This is a genomic window from Achromobacter spanius (genome assembly GCF_029637605.1).
GTDB classification, from domain to species: Bacteria; Pseudomonadota; Gammaproteobacteria; order Burkholderiales; family Burkholderiaceae_B; genus Achromobacter; species Achromobacter spanius_E.
Map to the genome: position 1 here is coordinate 2,875,406 of NZ_CP121261.1, position 14,262 is coordinate 2,889,667.

At 65.0% G+C, this 14,262-nt stretch carries 14 protein-coding genes; 7 read left to right on the forward strand and 7 right to left on the reverse strand.

All coding sequences use genetic code 11. The features are described from left to right. Positions 1-82: 82 nt before the first annotated feature. Entirely contained in the window at positions 83-991 is a 909-nt protein-coding gene (locus P8T11_RS12745) for a helix-turn-helix transcriptional regulator (RefSeq protein WP_268081599.1), read from the reverse strand. Between the two features lie 178 nt (positions 992-1,169). Between P8T11_RS12745 and P8T11_RS12750 the strand changes: the two genes are divergently transcribed. From P8T11_RS12750 to P8T11_RS12780, 7 genes are all read left to right on the forward strand, one after another. Beyond that, positions 1,170-1,646 (forward strand): DUF4863 family protein, encoded by a 477-nt coding sequence (locus P8T11_RS12750; protein WP_268081598.1) that lies wholly within the window; start codon positions 1,170-1,172, stop codon positions 1,644-1,646. A 75-nt stretch (positions 1,647-1,721) separates the two neighbouring features. Continuing rightward, on the forward strand, positions 1,722-3,326 hold the full coding sequence (locus P8T11_RS12755; RefSeq protein ID WP_268081597.1) for a benzoate-CoA ligase family protein: 1,605 nt from the start codon (positions 1,722-1,724) through the stop codon (positions 3,324-3,326). An 82-nt stretch (positions 3,327-3,408) separates the two neighbouring features. Continuing rightward, entirely contained in the window at positions 3,409-4,569 is a 1,161-nt protein-coding gene (locus P8T11_RS12760; RefSeq protein WP_268081596.1) for an ABC transporter substrate-binding protein, read from the forward strand. Between the two features lie 25 nt (positions 4,570-4,594). Beyond that, positions 4,595-5,476 (forward strand): branched-chain amino acid ABC transporter permease, encoded by an 882-nt coding sequence (locus P8T11_RS12765; protein ID WP_259249391.1) that lies wholly within the window; start codon positions 4,595-4,597, stop codon positions 5,474-5,476. A gap of 2 nt (positions 5,477-5,478) precedes the next feature. Next, a complete protein-coding gene (locus P8T11_RS12770) occupies positions 5,479-6,564 on the forward strand; it encodes a branched-chain amino acid ABC transporter permease (RefSeq protein WP_268081595.1) in 1,086 nt (361 codons plus the stop codon). After that, positions 6,557-7,345: an ABC transporter ATP-binding protein gene (locus tag P8T11_RS12775; RefSeq protein ID WP_268081594.1), complete on the forward strand. Its 789-nt coding sequence runs from the start codon at positions 6,557-6,559 to the stop codon at positions 7,343-7,345. Before P8T11_RS12770 ends, P8T11_RS12775 begins: the two co-directional genes overlap by 8 nt. After that, complete coding sequence (locus P8T11_RS12780) at positions 7,333-8,043, forward strand: ABC transporter ATP-binding protein (RefSeq protein WP_268081592.1); 711 nt, start codon at positions 7,333-7,335, stop codon at positions 8,041-8,043. The genes P8T11_RS12775 and P8T11_RS12780 overlap by 13 nt, the downstream gene beginning before the upstream one ends. A 10-nt stretch (positions 8,044-8,053) precedes the next feature. Here P8T11_RS12780 and P8T11_RS12785 read toward each other — a convergent pair whose 3' ends face one another. The 6 genes from P8T11_RS12785 to P8T11_RS12810 all read right to left on the reverse strand — a co-directional run bounded on the left by P8T11_RS12785 (position 8,054) and on the right by P8T11_RS12810 (position 14,193). Further along, positions 8,054-9,613 (reverse strand): acetolactate synthase large subunit, encoded by a 1,560-nt coding sequence (locus tag P8T11_RS12785; protein WP_268081591.1) that lies wholly within the window; start codon positions 9,611-9,613, stop codon positions 8,054-8,056. A gap of 177 nt (positions 9,614-9,790) precedes the next feature. Continuing rightward, positions 9,791-10,543, reverse strand: a complete 753-nt coding sequence (locus P8T11_RS12790; protein ID WP_277550282.1) for an amino acid ABC transporter ATP-binding protein — start codon at positions 10,541-10,543, stop codon at positions 9,791-9,793. 4 nt (positions 10,544-10,547) lie between these two features. Continuing rightward, the gene (locus tag P8T11_RS12795; RefSeq protein WP_268081590.1) at positions 10,548-11,240 is read right to left on the reverse strand and encodes an amino acid ABC transporter permease; all 693 of its coding nucleotides are present in this window, start codon (positions 11,238-11,240) and stop codon (positions 10,548-10,550) included. Positions 11,241-11,271: 31 nt separating this feature from the next. Next, on the reverse strand, positions 11,272-12,060 hold the full coding sequence (locus tag P8T11_RS12800; RefSeq protein ID WP_268081589.1) for an ABC transporter substrate-binding protein: 789 nt from the start codon (positions 12,058-12,060) through the stop codon (positions 11,272-11,274). A gap of 71 nt (positions 12,061-12,131) precedes the next feature. Beyond that, on the reverse strand, positions 12,132-13,040 hold the full coding sequence (locus tag P8T11_RS12805) for an arginase family protein (protein WP_268082370.1): 909 nt from the start codon (positions 13,038-13,040) through the stop codon (positions 12,132-12,134). 286 nt (positions 13,041-13,326) lie between these two features. Next, positions 13,327-14,193: an IclR family transcriptional regulator gene (locus P8T11_RS12810; RefSeq protein ID WP_268081588.1), complete on the reverse strand. Its 867-nt coding sequence runs from the start codon at positions 14,191-14,193 to the stop codon at positions 13,327-13,329. Positions 14,194-14,262 lie beyond the last annotated feature (69 nt).

Here is a 14,262-nt window from a genome sequence, read left to right on the forward strand (position 1 = left end):
AAATACTGCATCACATGAATTATTGTGCAGATTAGTTCAGGCAAAAAGGCACGTCAAGCAAGACATGCAGAAAAGTGCAGTTTTATAGAGGCAGGCCGCAGGCCTTGCGAACCTGGGTACGCAGGCCGGCAAAGCTCTCCTGCACTTCCAGGTTGCTGGTCACCCAGGTCAGGTCGGCCTTCTCGTAGAAAGCCTCGCGCCCGGCCAGGATGCGCTTCAGGTCGGCCATGGCCTCGTTGTTGCCCGACATGGGGCGGAAGTCGCCCTGCGCCATGACGCGGCCCATGTGCTCTTCGGGCGTGGCGCGCAGCCACACCGTGTAGCAGTGCGCCAGCAGCAGGTTCAGCGTGGCGGGTTCGGACACCAGCCCGCCCGGGGTGGCCAGCACCATTTCCGGGTAGATCTGCACCGCTTCTTCCAGCGCCCGCCGTTCGTAGCGGCGATACGCGTTCGGGCCGTACAGATTATGGATTTCCAGAATGCTGCACCCCGCCACGCGCTCGATCTCGCGATTGAGCTCGACAAAGGGGTAGCCCAGGTCGTCGGCCAGCATCTGGCCCAAGGTGGACTTGCCCGCGCCACGCAGGCCGATCAGCGCCACGCGCTGCGTGCGGTTGGGCCGCTGCGCGCCGGCGCCCACGCCAAACAGTTGCGTCAAGGCTTCGCGCGCGCGTTGCAGGTCGGACTCGGTGCGGCCGCTGAGCAGTTCGCGGATCAGCAGCCAGTCGGGCGATTCGGTAGTGACATCGCCCACCAGTTCAGCCAGCGCGCAATTGAAGGCGCGGGCAATCTGCAGCAGCACCAAGATGGACGCGTTGCCCACCCCATGTTCAAGATTGGCCAAATGCCGTTCCGACACCCCCGTCACCTGCGACAGGCTTTTGCGGGTCATGCCGCGTATGGCTCGCAGGCGGCGCACGCGCTCGCCCAGTGCCACCAGGAAAGCTTCCCGCCTGGGTTCGGATGGCGCCGCATCTAGCGCTTGATTCATGTTTGGCTGACTCCGCAAATACCCTGATACGCCATGTTTTATGCACTATAGTGCTTGACCCTTTCGTATGGAAGCACTATTTTTCCTTCCAAGCAGTTCCAAGCCGTTATCGCGCAACAAAGCAGCATTCAAGTTCATGCCGCTTCCAAAGCGCCGACAGTGTAAAGGAGGAGTCCCGGTGAGCACGCCAGATCAATTCCATGCCCTGATGCGCGAGGCCACGCGCCTGGTGGCGAACCAGCCACTGGATGACGGGCTGCAGGCGATGCTGAACCGCGAGGCCGGCCCCGACAGCGCGCTGTATCAGAACATCTTCGCCGCCTGTAGGCAGGGCGTGGCCGACGGCTGGATGTGCAACCGCGAAGGCGGCGGCATCCGCTACGGGCGCGTCATCAAGCCGGCGGAAGACCTGGCCGGCTGTTCAGTCGATGTGGTCGACATGGACGATCTGGCCGGCCCGCACCACGCCCATCCCAATGGCGAAATAGACCTGATCATGCCGCTTACCGCCGACGCGCGCTTTGACGGCCACGGCGCCGGCTGGCTGGTGTACGGCCCCGGCAGCGCGCACCGCCCCACCGTGACGCAAGGCCGCGCGCTGGTGCTGTACCTGCTGCCCGGCGGCGCCATCACGTTCACACCGCCCGACGGCTGACGCCACGCCAACCCGCCATGGCAAACAAAAAAACACAGCCATGGCGCGCCCCCACCAGGACATCAGGAGACAACCGTGAACACCTGCCCCGCCGAACTCAACTTCGCCAGCCATCTGGCTGCCCTGAACGCCGCCCGCGCCGCCAAGCCCGCCTATATCGATGACAGCCGCCAGCTCAGCTACGGCGAACTGGCCGAGCGGGTCGCGCGCATGGCGGGCGCGTTGCGGCAACTGGGACTGCGCCGCGAAGAACGCATTCTGCTGCTGATGCAGGACACGGTGGATTGGCCCGTAGCCTTTCTGGGCGCACTGCATGCCGGCGTGGTGCCCGTAGCCGTCAACACGCTGCTGACGCCCGACGATTACGCCTACATCATCACGCACAGCCGCGTGCGCGCCGTGTTCGTCTCGGGCGCGCTGCTGCCGGCCTTGCAGGCGGCGCTGGCGCAATCGCCTGGGGACGTCGAACACGTGGTGGTGTCACAGCCCAATACTGCACATCCCAATACTGCACAGCTGAACACTGCGCAACCCGTGGCCACCCTGCCCGCCCCCGCCCAGGACTTCGACGCCCTGCTGGCCGCCGCGCCGCTGGCCCCCGCCGTGCGCACGCTATCTGACGAGATCGCGTTCTGGCTGTATTCATCAGGCTCCACCGGCAAGCCCAAGGGCGTGGTGCATACGCATGGCAACCTCTGGCACACGGCCGAACTCTATGCCAAGCCCGTATTGGGCATCCGCGAGGACGACGTGGTGTTCTCCGCCGCCAAGCTGTTCTTTGCCTACGGCCTGGGCAACGGCCTGACCTTTCCGCTGTCCGTCGGCGCCACCGTCATCCTGATGGGCGAACGCCCCACCCCACAGGCCGTGTTTCAGCGCCTGACGCGGCATCGCCCCACCGTGTTCTACGGCGTGCCCACCCTGTACGCCAGCATGCTGGCATCACCCGATCTGCCGCCACGCGAGCAGGTGGCCATGCGGGTCTGCACCTCGGCCGGCGAAGCCTTGCCGCGCGACATCGGTGAACGCTTCACGCGGCATTTCGGCTGCGAGATCCTGGACGGCATCGGCTCCACCGAGATGCTGCACATCTTCATCTCGAACCAAAGCGGACAGATCCGCTACGGCACCACCGGCAAGCCCGTGCCGGGCTACGAAGTGCAGTTGCGCGACGACAGCGGCGCGCCCGTGGCGGCCGGCACCATCGGCGACCTCTACATCAAAGGTCCCAGCGCCGCGCTGATGTACTGGAACAACCGCGACAAGACGCGCCAGTGCTTTCTGGGCGACTGGTTGAAGAGCGGCGACAAATACACCTGTGACCTCGACGGCTACTACACCTACGCCGGCCGCAGCGACGACATGATCAAGGTCAGCGGCCAGTATGTGTCGCCAGTGGAAGTGGAGAACGTGCTGGTGCAGCACGAGGCCGTGCTGGAAGCCGCCGTGATCGGCGTGCCGGACCACGACGGCCTGGTCAAGACCAAGGCCTACGTGGTGCTGCGCCCCGGCTTCGAGCCCGACGCCCAGACCGGCGCCGCGCTGCAAAGCTATGTGAAGCAGCATCTGGCGCCCTTCAAGTATCCGCGCCAGATCAACTTCACCGAAGAGCTGCCCAAGACCGCCACGGGAAAGATCCAGCGCTTCCGGCTGCGTCAGCTGGAAGAAGCAACGCTATGAATCCCCCTCGCCGGCATCGTCGGCGCGTTGGATAAACCCGGCCGGCCTTGCGCCAGCCCATGACAAAGCACGGAGACAAACCATGAACCACGCCCTGACCCGGGCTGCGATTGCCGCGGCCCTGACGTTCGCCGCCAGCGGCGCGCAGGCCGCCGACAAGATCAAAGTCGGTTTCATGCTGCCCTATAGCGGCACCTACGCCGCGCTGGGCAACGCCATCGAGAACGGCTTCAAGCTGTACGTTGCCGAACAAGGCGGCAAGCTGGGCGGGCGCGAGATTGAATACTTCAAGGTGGATGACGAGTCCAACCCCGCCAAGGCCGCCGAAAACGCCAACCGCCTGATCAAGCGCGACGAGGTCGACGTGCTGATCGGCACGGTGCACTCTGGCGTGGCCATGGCGTTGGCCAAGGCCGCGAAAGACAGCGACACCACGCTGATCGTCACCAACGCGGGCGCCAACGCCATCACCGGCCCGCTGTGCGGCCCCGGCATCTTCCGCACGTCGTTCACCAACTGGCAGCCGGCCTATGCCATGGGCCCCGTGGCCTACGCCAAGGGCCACAAGACCGCCGTCACCATCACCTGGAAATACGCCGCGGGCGACGAGGCCATCGGCGGCTTCAAGGAAGGCTTCGAGAAAGCGGGCGGCAAGGTCGTCAAGGAATTGAGCCTGCCTTTTCCCAACGTGGAATTCCAATCGCTCCTGACCGAGATCGCCGCCACCAAGCCCGACATGGTGTTCACCTTCTTTGCGGGCGGCGGCGCGGTGAAGTTCGTGCAGGACTATCACGCAGCCGGCCTGGACAAGACCATTCCGCTGTACGGCTCGGGCTTCCTTACCGATGGCACCTTGCAGGCGCAAGGCGCATCGGCGCAAGGCCTCTTGACCACGCTGCACTACGCCGACGGCCTGAACACGCCGCGCGACAACGCCTTCCGCGCCGACTACGCCAAGCACTACAAGGTGCAGCCCGACGTGTACGCCGTGCAAGGCTATGACGCCGCGCAACTGATGCAGTCGGGCCTGTCGGCCGTGAAGGGCGACTTCGCCAAGAAGGCGGACTTCCGCCAGGCAATGCGCGGCGCCACCGTGGACAGCCCGCGCGGCCCCTTCACGCTGTCGGCCGCGGGCAACCCGGTGCAGGACATCTATCTGCGCCAGGTGGATGGCCTGGAGAACAAGGTCGTTGAGGTAGCCGCGAAGAAGCTGGCCGACCCCGCGCGCGGCTGCAAGCTCTGACGCCCCCCGGCAACAAGGACGCCCCATGGACATCAGCATCCTGCTTATTCAAAGCCTGAACGCATTCCAGTACGGCTTGCTGCTGTTCCTGGTGGCCAGCGGACTCACGCTGATCTTCGGCATCATGGGCATCATCAACCTGGCCCATGGCAGCTTCTACATGATCGGCGCCTACATGGCGTTTGCGCTGGGGCCGCTGGTTGACCGCTGGCTGGGCGGCGGCTTCATCGCCACCCTTGCCGTGTGCGTGCTGCTGGCCGGGGTGCTGGGCTATGTGCTGGAAGCGGCGTTCTTCAGCTACCTGTACCACCGCAACCACTTGCAGCAGGTGCTGATGACCTACGGGCTGATCCTGGTGTTTGAGGAACTGCGCAGCATCCTGGTGGGCAACGACGTGCACGGCGTGCCGCTGCCCGCGTGGCTGCAAGGCAGTATCTCGCTGGGCGGCGTGATGACGTATCCGGTGTACCGACTGTTCATCTCGGCCGTGGGCATCGCCGTGGCGCTGCTGCTGTATTGGGTGATTTCGCGCACGCGGCTGGGCATGATGCTGCGCGCCGGCGCCAGTAACCGCGAAATGACCGCGTCCTTGGGCATCGACGTGAACAAGCTGTACCGGCTGGTGTTCGCGGCCGGCGTGGCCCTGGCCGCGCTGGCCGGCACCATTGCCGCGCCCGTGTCGTCGGTGTATCCCGGCATGGGCAACGGGGTGCTGATCATCTGCTTCGTGGTGGTGGTGATAGGCGGTATCGGTTCGATACGCGGCGCCTTCCTTGCCGCGATGCTGGTGGGTTTTGTGGAAACTTTCGGCCAGGTGCTGTTCCCGTCCGCCGCGGGCGTGCTGGTGTACCTGCTGATGGCCTTCATTCTTCTATGCAAGCCCGAAGGGCTGTTCAAACAGGGCTAGCCATGCAGAGACTTCTTCCCCTTGCCACGCTGCTGGCGCTGGCCGCGTTTGCCTACAGCGGCAGCGACTACTACACCGGCCTGGCCATCAAGGTCATGATCTACGCCATCTTCGCGCTAAGCCTGCAACTGCTGGTGGGCGGCGCGGGGCTGGTCAGCCTGGGGCATGCCGCCTTCTTCGGCATCGGCGCCTATGCGGCGGCACTGCTGTCGCCCGAATCCCAGGCGGGCAACCTGTGGTGGTTACTGCCCGCCGCCCTGCTGGCGGCGGCGGCCTATGCGCTGGTGACCGGCGCGCTGGCGCTGCGCACGCGCGGCGTGTACTTCATCATGGTGACGCTGGCCTTTGCGCAGATGGCCTATTACGTCTTTCACGACACCGACTTCGGCGGCGGCAGCGATGGCATCTACCTGTACTTCCGGCCCGAACTGCCGCTGGGCGGCTGGATGCCGTTCGACCTTAGCAACGCGACCACCTTCTACTTCTTCGTGCTGGCTTGCCTGGCGCTGAGCTGGGGTTTCCTGGCGCTGCTGCGGCGTTCGCCCTTTGGCGCGGCGCTGGCCGGCATTCGCATCAACGAACAACGCATGCGCGCGGCCGGCTATTCCACGTATCCGTACAAGCTGACCGCCTACGTGGTGGGCGCCACGCTGGCCAGCCTGGCGGGCTTTCTGTTCGCGCTGAAAGACGGCTTCGTCACGCCGGAACTGCTGGCTTGGGAGCAATCTGGCCTGGTCTTGTTGATGGTGATTCTGGGCGGCATGGGCAGCCTGGGCGGCGCGGTGATCGGCACGGTGGCGCTGGTGCTGATGCAAGAGCTGTTCCAGTCGCAGGCGCTGTTTGGCGACTACGCACGCCATTGGCACCTGCCGCTGGGCATTGCCATCATCGCGCTGGTGGCGCTGCTGCCCAATGGCATTGCGGGGCTGCCCGCGCAATGGCGCCAGCGCCGCGACGCACGCGCCGCCAATGCGCATGCTGCCGCCAGCGCTGGCACGCAGGTCGCTTCCACCCCGCCCGCCCCCTCCCCGTCCGCCTCCGTGCGTCCCGCTGCCCGTCTGCCCATCCAGGGAGAACGCCATGTCTGATTGCCTGCTTGCCGCCAACGGCGTCACGCGCCGCTTTGGCGGGCTGACCGCGGTGAACGACGTATCGCTCGCGCTGGCGCGCGGCCAAGTGCATGCCGTCATCGGCACCAACGGCGCGGGCAAATCCACGCTGATCAACATCCTGTCGGGCGAACTGACGCCCAGCAGCGGTCAGGTGATGCTGGGCGGACGCGACATCACCCCCTGGCGCCAGCCGCAACGGGCGCGCGCCGGGCTGGGCCGCAGCTACCAGCGTTCAACCTTGTTTCCTGAACTGAGCGTGTTCGAGAACTGCCGCTTGACGGCGCAGGCGGCGCGCCAGCGCTTCTGGCATTGGTGGCGTCCGGCGTCTGACTGCCGGCGCAGCGCGGAACTGGCGCATCACGCGCTGGAGCGCACGGGACTGGCGGACGACGCCGCGCGCCCGGCCGGCCTGCTGCCGCACGGCCGCAAGCGCCAGCTTGAAATCGCCATGTGCCTGGCGGGCGAGCCGCAGGTGCTGTTGCTGGATGAACCCTTGGCCGGCATGGGCCCGGAAGAGACGGACCGCATTCTGGACCTGCTGCAAAGCTTGAAGGCGGGCCACGCGATTCTGCTGGTGGAACACGACATGGATGCCGTGTTCCGCATTGCCGAAACCATCACCGTGATGGTCAACGGCACCGCCATCGCCAGCGGCGCACCGGCCGACATCCGCGCCAACGCGGACGTACGCACGGCCTACCTGGGCGAAGACACCCGCCCAGGCCACACACCAGGAGACCCCGCATGCACGCCTTGATAGAAGCCGGCGGCCTGCATGTGTACTACGGCGCCAGCCACGTGCTGCGCGGCGTGGACATGCACATCGCGCCCGGAGAATCCGTGGGCCTGGTGGGGCGCAACGGCATGGGCAAGACCACGCTGATCCGCAGCCTGATGGGCCAGGTGAAAAGCACGCGCGGCCAGGTGCGCGTGGCCGGTCGCGATTGCACCCGCGCGCCGGCCCATGCCATTGCGCGCATGGGCGTCGCGTACGTGCCTGAAGGGCGCGGCATTTTCCCCAATCTGAACGTGCGCGAGAACCTGCAAGTGGCGGCGCGGCCCAGCGTAGGTGGCGAGCGCGCCTGGACCTATACCCGCGTGCTGGACACGTTTCCCCGGCTGCGCGAGCGGCTGGGCCATGGTGGGCAGCAGTTGTCGGGCGGAGAGCAGCAGATGCTGGCCATCGGCCGCGCGCTGATGACCAACCCCGACCTGCTGATTCTGGATGAAGCCACCGAAGGGCTGGCGCCGCTGATCGTGGCCGAAATCTGGCGCATCATCCGCGAGATTCGCGCCACGGGGATGTCCACCTTGATCGTGGACCGCAACTATCGCGCGGTGCTTGAACACACCGATCGTTGCCTGGTGATGGAAAAAGGGCTGATCGTGGAAGACGGCGATAGCGCGTCGCTGGCCCGGCGACCGGAACAACTGACGCGCTATCTGGGCGTGTAAAAACGCCGCCCTAGATGATGGCCTCGATCAGGAACGGTCCACGGCGCTTCAGGCCATCGGCCAGCGCGCGCGCAAAGCCTTCCACCGTATCCACGCTGACCGCCTCCACGCCCATGCCGCGCGCCAGGTGCGTCCAGTCCAGGTAGGGCTCTTCCAGGTCCAGCATGCGGCGGGCGTTGCGGCCCGGTTCCTTCACGCCCACGTTCTTCATCTCGCCATGCAGGGTGGCGTAGGAACGGTTGGCCAGGATGACCGTCAGGCAGTCCAGGTTTTCACGCGCCTGCGTCCACAGCGCCTGCAAGGTGTACATGCCGCTGCCGTCGGCTTGCAGCGTGATGACCTTGCGGTCCGGGCAGGCCACGGCGGCGCCAGTTGCCAGCGGCAGGCCGATGCCGATGGCGCCGCCGGTCAGCATCAGCCAATCGTGCGGCGCGCTGCTGGCGCTGTAGATGGGAAATTCGCGGCCCTGCGTGATGGACTCATCGCACACAATGGCTTGCTCGGGCAAGGTGTGGGCAATAAGAATGTTCACGGCGGCGCCCGTCAGCTTGCCGGTCGACGGCACTTCATAGGCCGCGGCCGGCGTGGCCAGGCGCGGTGCGTCGGCGGCAATGCCGAGTTCATCGGCCAGCCATTCCAGCGCGTGGGCAAGATCTTGTTCGGCCGACGCCAGCACCACCTGGTTGCTGTCGGGCGGCGCCAGCAGGCTGGGCTTGCCGGGGTAGGCAAAGAAGCCGACCGGCGCCTTGGCGCCCGCCAGCACCAGATGCTTCACGTCTTTCAGCTTGGCCACGGCCAGGTCAATCGGGTACGGCAGCCGGTCAACCGGCGTACGCGCGCCGCCGCGTTCGATGCGGCGGTTGGAGGTTTCGGACATCAGGCGCACGCCGGTCGCGCGGGCGATACGGCCCGCGGCGTTCAAGGCGCGTTCACGCAGCGCCGCGCCACCCAGCATCAGCACCGTGACCTCGCCCGAGCGGATGGCGGCGGCTGCCGCGCGCACGGCCTCGGCGGAAGTCTGCGCCAGGGGCAAGTCCTTTACCTGCACGGGCGCGGGCGCGCCGTCGGGCAGATCGGTCCAGGCGGTGTCGGCGGGCAGGATCAGGGTGGCGATGTTGCCGGGCGCCTGACGCGCCACGCCGATGGCCTCGGCGGCATCCGCCGACACGGCGGCGGCCGTCATCGTGCGCTTGACCCAGTGCGACATGGGACGCGCCACGCCTTCCACATCGCTGGTCAGCGGCGCGTCATATTGCACGTGATAGGTGGCGTGGTCGCCCACGATATTGACCATGGGCGTGCGCGCGCGCTTGGCGTTGTGCAGGTTGGCCAGGCCATTGCCCAGGCCGGGGCCCAGGTGCAGCAAGGTGGCGGCCGGCTTGTCGGCCATGCGCGCATAACCATCGGCCGCGCCCGTCACCACGCCTTCGAACAGGCCCAGCACGCAACGCATCTTGGGTTTGCGATCCAAGGCCGCGACAAAGTGCATTTCTGATGTGCCGGGGTTGGCAAAACACACGTCCACATCGTTGGCCAGCAAGGTATCGCAGAGACTGTCAGCGCCGTTCATGATTTTCCCTAGTCGTTTTCAATGGCGATGCGGGCGCATGCGCGCCCGCCTGATATGCATCATAGGGAGCGTATCAAAAACGCGATAGACCCATTTCAGGTTGCGGGCATGGAACCATTTCCGAATTCGCCCACCAGGTTCCGCCAGCCGGAATTAGCCTTATCGCGCGCGCCGCGCTCAGCCCAATATCTGCCCCAGAAACGCCTGCGCCCGCTCCGACCGGGGCGCATTGAAGAAGTTTTCCGGCGTGTCGGCCTCTACGATGGCCCCCTGGTCCATGAAGACAACCCGGTCGCCCACTTCCCGCGCAAAGCCCATTTCGTGCGTGACGCAGACCATGGTCATGCCGTCTTTGGCCAGCGCGACCATGGTATCCAGCACTTCCTTGACCATCTCGGGATCCAGCGCCGAAGTGGGTTCGTCGAAGAGCATGATCTTGGGTTGCATGCACAGGGCGCGCGCGATTGCCACGCGCTGCTTCTGGCCCCCCGAGAGCTGGCCAGGATATTTGTCGGCGTGCTGGGGAATCCGCACCCGCTCCAGATATTCCATGGCGCGCGCGCGGGCCTCGTCCGCCGGCACGCCCTTCACCAGCAGCGGCGCCAGCGTGCAGTTTTCCAGCACGGTCAGATGCGGGAACAGGTTGAAATGCTGGAACACCATACCCACTTCCGCACGGATGCGCTCGATGTTCTTGACGTCTGCATTGAGCTCGATGCCGTCGACCACGATGCGGCCCTTCTGGTGGTCCTCCAGCCGGTTCAACAGGCGGATGGTGGTGGACTTTCCTGATCCCGACGGGCCGCACAGTATCAACTTTTCTCCCGGCGACACTTCCAGCGCCAGGTCGTTCAGCACCTGGAAGTCGCCATACCATTTGCAAACGCCCTGCATCGTGATGATCGGGGCCGAGGCTGTCGTTGCGTTCATCGCTTCATGCCTTGGAAATATCGTGGTTCTCGCCGGCGCCGCTCCAGTAGCCCGGCACGGTCAAGCGTTTTTCGGAACGCCGGAACAGGTACGACAGCACGCTGCACATGGCGAAGTAGATGACGCCCACCATGGTGTAGACCGTCAGCGCCTGGAAGGTCGCGCCGGCCAGCATCTCGCCCGCCCGCATCAGTTCGTACACGCTGATGACGGCCACCAGCGATGTCTCCTTGATCAGCACCAGCGCGTAGTTGCCCAAGGCCGGAAAGACAGTACGCAGCGCTTGTGGCAACACGATGCGGTGCAGCCGCTGCGCCTTGCGCAGGCCCAGCGCGCGCGCCGCCTCGTACTGGCCCGTGTCCACCGACTGGATACCGCTGCGGAACAGTTCGGCCAGGTACGCGCCGAAGTTCAGGGTCAGGCCCAACACGCCGGCGACGAAACCGTTGATCACCACGCCCATCTCGGGCAAGCCGTAGTAGATGTAGAACAGTTGCAACAGCAGCGGTGTGCCGCGCATCACCTCGATGTAGAACCGTGCGCCTCGGCTCAACAAGCGCGAAGGCGACAAGCGGCACAAGCAGACGACCAGGCCCAACGCCACCGCCAGGAAAGCCGAACAGAAAAACAGCGCCAGGGTCCAGACCGTGCCTTCGGCCAAAGGGGTCAGGTACATGCGCAGCGTAGCGAGATCCAAGTCGTGCTCCTTATGCGTGCCGTTGCGGCGCTTACTTGCTGATCAGGTCCGACACGCCCCACTTCTTTCCGATGGCAGCCATTTCCCCGTTTGCCTTCATCTCGGCCAGCGCCTTGTTGACGGCTTCGAGCAGCGTGGTATTGCCCTTCTGCACGGCCATGCCCACCTGCCACGTGCGCTGCGGCTGGTAGCCGGTGTCGAGCTTCACGCCCGGGATGTTCTTGGTCTGGATCTGGTAGATGATGCTGGGCGGGTCCACGATGCCCAGATCAATGCGGCCGGCACGCACGTCAGCCAGCAAGGTTGAATAGTCCTGGTAGGTCGTGACCTTGGTGCCCGGCATGTCCTTGATCATGTTGAACTGGACCGAATCCACCAGCACGCCCACGCGCTGTCCCTTCATGTCTTCGAACTTGGCGTACTTTTTGGTCGCCTTGTCGCTGACCACCACGCCCTCGCCCCACCCGTAGACGGGCACCGAAAAATCGATGGCCTTTGCCCGCTCTTCGGTGATGAAGAGCGGCGCGGACATGACATCCGCGCGGCCCGAAGTCAGCGTGGGGATCAAGCCGGAAAACGGCACGTCGGACAGCTTGTCCGACACCTGCAGGTGCTTGGCCACACCGGCCGCCACATCCACCATGATGCCTTCCAACTGGTTCGATTTCGGATTCTTGAACCCATGCGGCGGCGCGGACGCGGTGGTGACGACGGCCAGGCTTTTATCGGCGCGCACCTCGTCCAGCGTGCGCGCCTGCGCGCCGGACTGGATCAGCAGGCCGGCGGTTGCCAGGCCCAGCAAAATGGATTTGAGTTTCATCGTTTTCCCCTTGGATGTATGAATGCCGCAACTATGAACGCGGCAAGCAGGAATGCCGCAAACGCCTCGGCTCAGGCCGGACGCCCTTGCGGGTACTGCTGCACCGCTACCGCCGCCAACGCGCAGAATTCCTGCATCACGGTGGCGGCCAGGAAGGCCGTGGCCCCCTGTACGTCTTGCGGCGGCGACACGGTATTGACGTCGAACGCCACGAAGTTCAGGCCGGCAAGCTGGCGTAACAACGCCAGCCCTTCCTTGGCCGTCAAGCCGCCCCATTCCGGCGTGCATACGCCCGGCGCGCAGGACGGGTCGAAAATGTCCATGTCGAAACACAGATAGACGGGGCGCTGGCCGACGCGCTGCTTGATGTCCGCCAGCGTGGCCTTCTGGTCCTGATCGAAGTCGTCGTACGGCACGATCGTGTAGCCGACCTCGCGCCCGAATTCCAGCACCCCGGGCATGAAGGAACTGCCGCGCGTGCCCACGTGGAAGCTGGACGCCACGTCCAGCAGCCCTTCTTCGGCGGCGCGGGTGAACGTGGTGGCGGTGTTGTAGCCAGGGATGGGATAGGTGTCGGTATGCGAATCAAAATGCAGCACGACGACATCCGGATGGCGGCGCGCCACGGCACGCAATTGCGGCAAGGTCACCGCGCCGTCGCCCCCCATCGATATCGGAATGGCGCCCGCGTCCAGGATGGCGCCGATGCCGGCTTCGATCAGGGGAAACGAAGCGTCCGGATCACCGGGATGGCAAGCCACGTTGCCCACATCGATGGCGCGCAGGAATTCAGGCGGATTGTCGATGCCATGGCGGCGGAAGATGTCCACGGGACGCAGCAAGCGGGATTGCTCGCGGATGGCGTCAGGCCCCTGCCGCGACCCGACACGGAAAGGATGCGTGCCGCAATCAAACGGAATCCCGACCACGCAAGCGCGTGCCTGGCCCGCCCCGGGCTCGCGGGCCGAGGGCAAACCCATGAACCCGGCAACGGGATTGAAACTGACTTCAGATGACTGCGGCACAGCGCGGCTCCTGGGCATGCTCCGTCGGCGATTTCGCAAACGTTGCAATATTTAGATTCGTTCGAATCGCTGTGCGATACGACCGTGTCATAAATAGATTAGCAAGCAAAAACCCAGCCGGCCAACTAGGGAGTTCCCCCTAGAGGCAAAAAAATATAGTTGAGTAATTTAGTTGGCTTTACGGGCGAGCGCGCCCCGACATGGTGCGACGATCGCACCAACAAAACGCATGCGGGAAGGCTCAGGCCACGTCGTCGGGAGGGGGCATCGCCCCGCGCAGCGCGCCACCCGGAGGTTCCATCAGATAGAAGGGGTGCGACCGGCCCAGCGTGCGCGATGCACTGATAGCGTGCGCCGTTTCCACCACTTGCGGGCCGAAGACGGCTTGTGCCTGTTCAAAAGACCAGCGGCTGGAAGGCACGGACACGTTCACGGCGCCCAAGGGGGTGCCACCGGCGTCCAGCACCGCAGCGCTGACCGTGATGTCACCGGGATAGAACTCACCGTTGGAGCACGCGAATCCGTGGCGCCGTGCAAACGCCAGTTCAGCCAACAAGGCGTCCATGCTGGTCAGCGTGTTTGCGGTATAGGGCTTACGATCGCAGCGTTCCAGCAGGTCTTGCGCAACCTTCGGGTCCAGCTTGGCCAGCACCGCGCGGCCCGCCGCTGTGCAGTACAAGGGCAAGCGCATGCCGACGGGCATGTTCACGAACATTTCCTTGTGGGTGGCAAAACGCGCCACGTAGACCATATCCAGGCCGTCTGGCTCTGCCAGGCTGCATGTCTCCTGGCTATTGCGATTGAGCGTGTGCAGGAACGGGTTGCCACCCAGCACCAGCGGACTGGTCTGCACATAGTGCATGCCCAGCTCCAGCGACCAGGGCGCCAGCGAAAATTTCTTGCTGACCGGGTCCTTGCGCAGGTAGCCCAGCGTCCACAGCGTATGGGTAAAACGCTGGACCGCGCTTTTGCTCAAGCCCGTGGCCTCTGCAAGTTCCGGCAGCGTCATGGCGGGCTGCCCTTCGCTGAACGCCCGCAATACGGAAATACCGCGCGCCAGCGCGGCAATGAACAAAGGAGAATCCTCGGGGTGTGGCGTCTGGGTCATGGTACGGCGCGCGCAACGGGAAAGCGCATAGCGTACCGCATAACGGTTTGCTTATATCGCAGAGCGATT

What these genes read in the sequence shown, in the direction of transcription:
- P8T11_RS12780 (WP_268081592.1), top strand. Translation starts at nt 7,333, where the DNA reads ATGCACGCCTTGATAGAAGCCGGCGGCCTGCATGTGTACTACGGCGCC.
- P8T11_RS12800 (WP_268081589.1), bottom strand. Translation starts at nt 12,060, where the DNA reads ATGAAACTCAAATCCATTTTGCTGGGCCTGGCAACCGCCGGCCTGCTG.
- P8T11_RS12810 (WP_268081588.1), bottom strand. Translation starts at nt 14,193, where the DNA reads ATGACCCAGACGCCACACCCCGAGGATTCTCCTTTGTTCATTGCCGCG.
- P8T11_RS12805 (WP_268082370.1), bottom strand. Translation starts at nt 13,040, where the DNA reads ATGGGTTTGCCCTCGGCCCGCGAGCCCGGGGCGGGCCAGGCACGCGCT.
- P8T11_RS12790 (WP_277550282.1), bottom strand. Translation starts at nt 10,543, where the DNA reads ATGAACGCAACGACAGCCTCGGCCCCGATCATCACGATGCAGGGCGTT.
- P8T11_RS12765 (WP_259249391.1), top strand. Translation starts at nt 4,595, where the DNA reads ATGGACATCAGCATCCTGCTTATTCAAAGCCTGAACGCATTCCAGTAC.
- P8T11_RS12775 (WP_268081594.1), top strand. Translation starts at nt 6,557, where the DNA reads ATGTCTGATTGCCTGCTTGCCGCCAACGGCGTCACGCGCCGCTTTGGC.
- P8T11_RS12745 (WP_268081599.1), bottom strand. Translation starts at nt 991, where the DNA reads ATGAATCAAGCGCTAGATGCGGCGCCATCCGAACCCAGGCGGGAAGCT.
- P8T11_RS12760 (WP_268081596.1), top strand. Translation starts at nt 3,409, where the DNA reads ATGAACCACGCCCTGACCCGGGCTGCGATTGCCGCGGCCCTGACGTTC.
- P8T11_RS12770 (WP_268081595.1), top strand. Translation starts at nt 5,479, where the DNA reads ATGCAGAGACTTCTTCCCCTTGCCACGCTGCTGGCGCTGGCCGCGTTT.
- P8T11_RS12785 (WP_268081591.1), bottom strand. Translation starts at nt 9,613, where the DNA reads ATGAACGGCGCTGACAGTCTCTGCGATACCTTGCTGGCCAACGATGTG.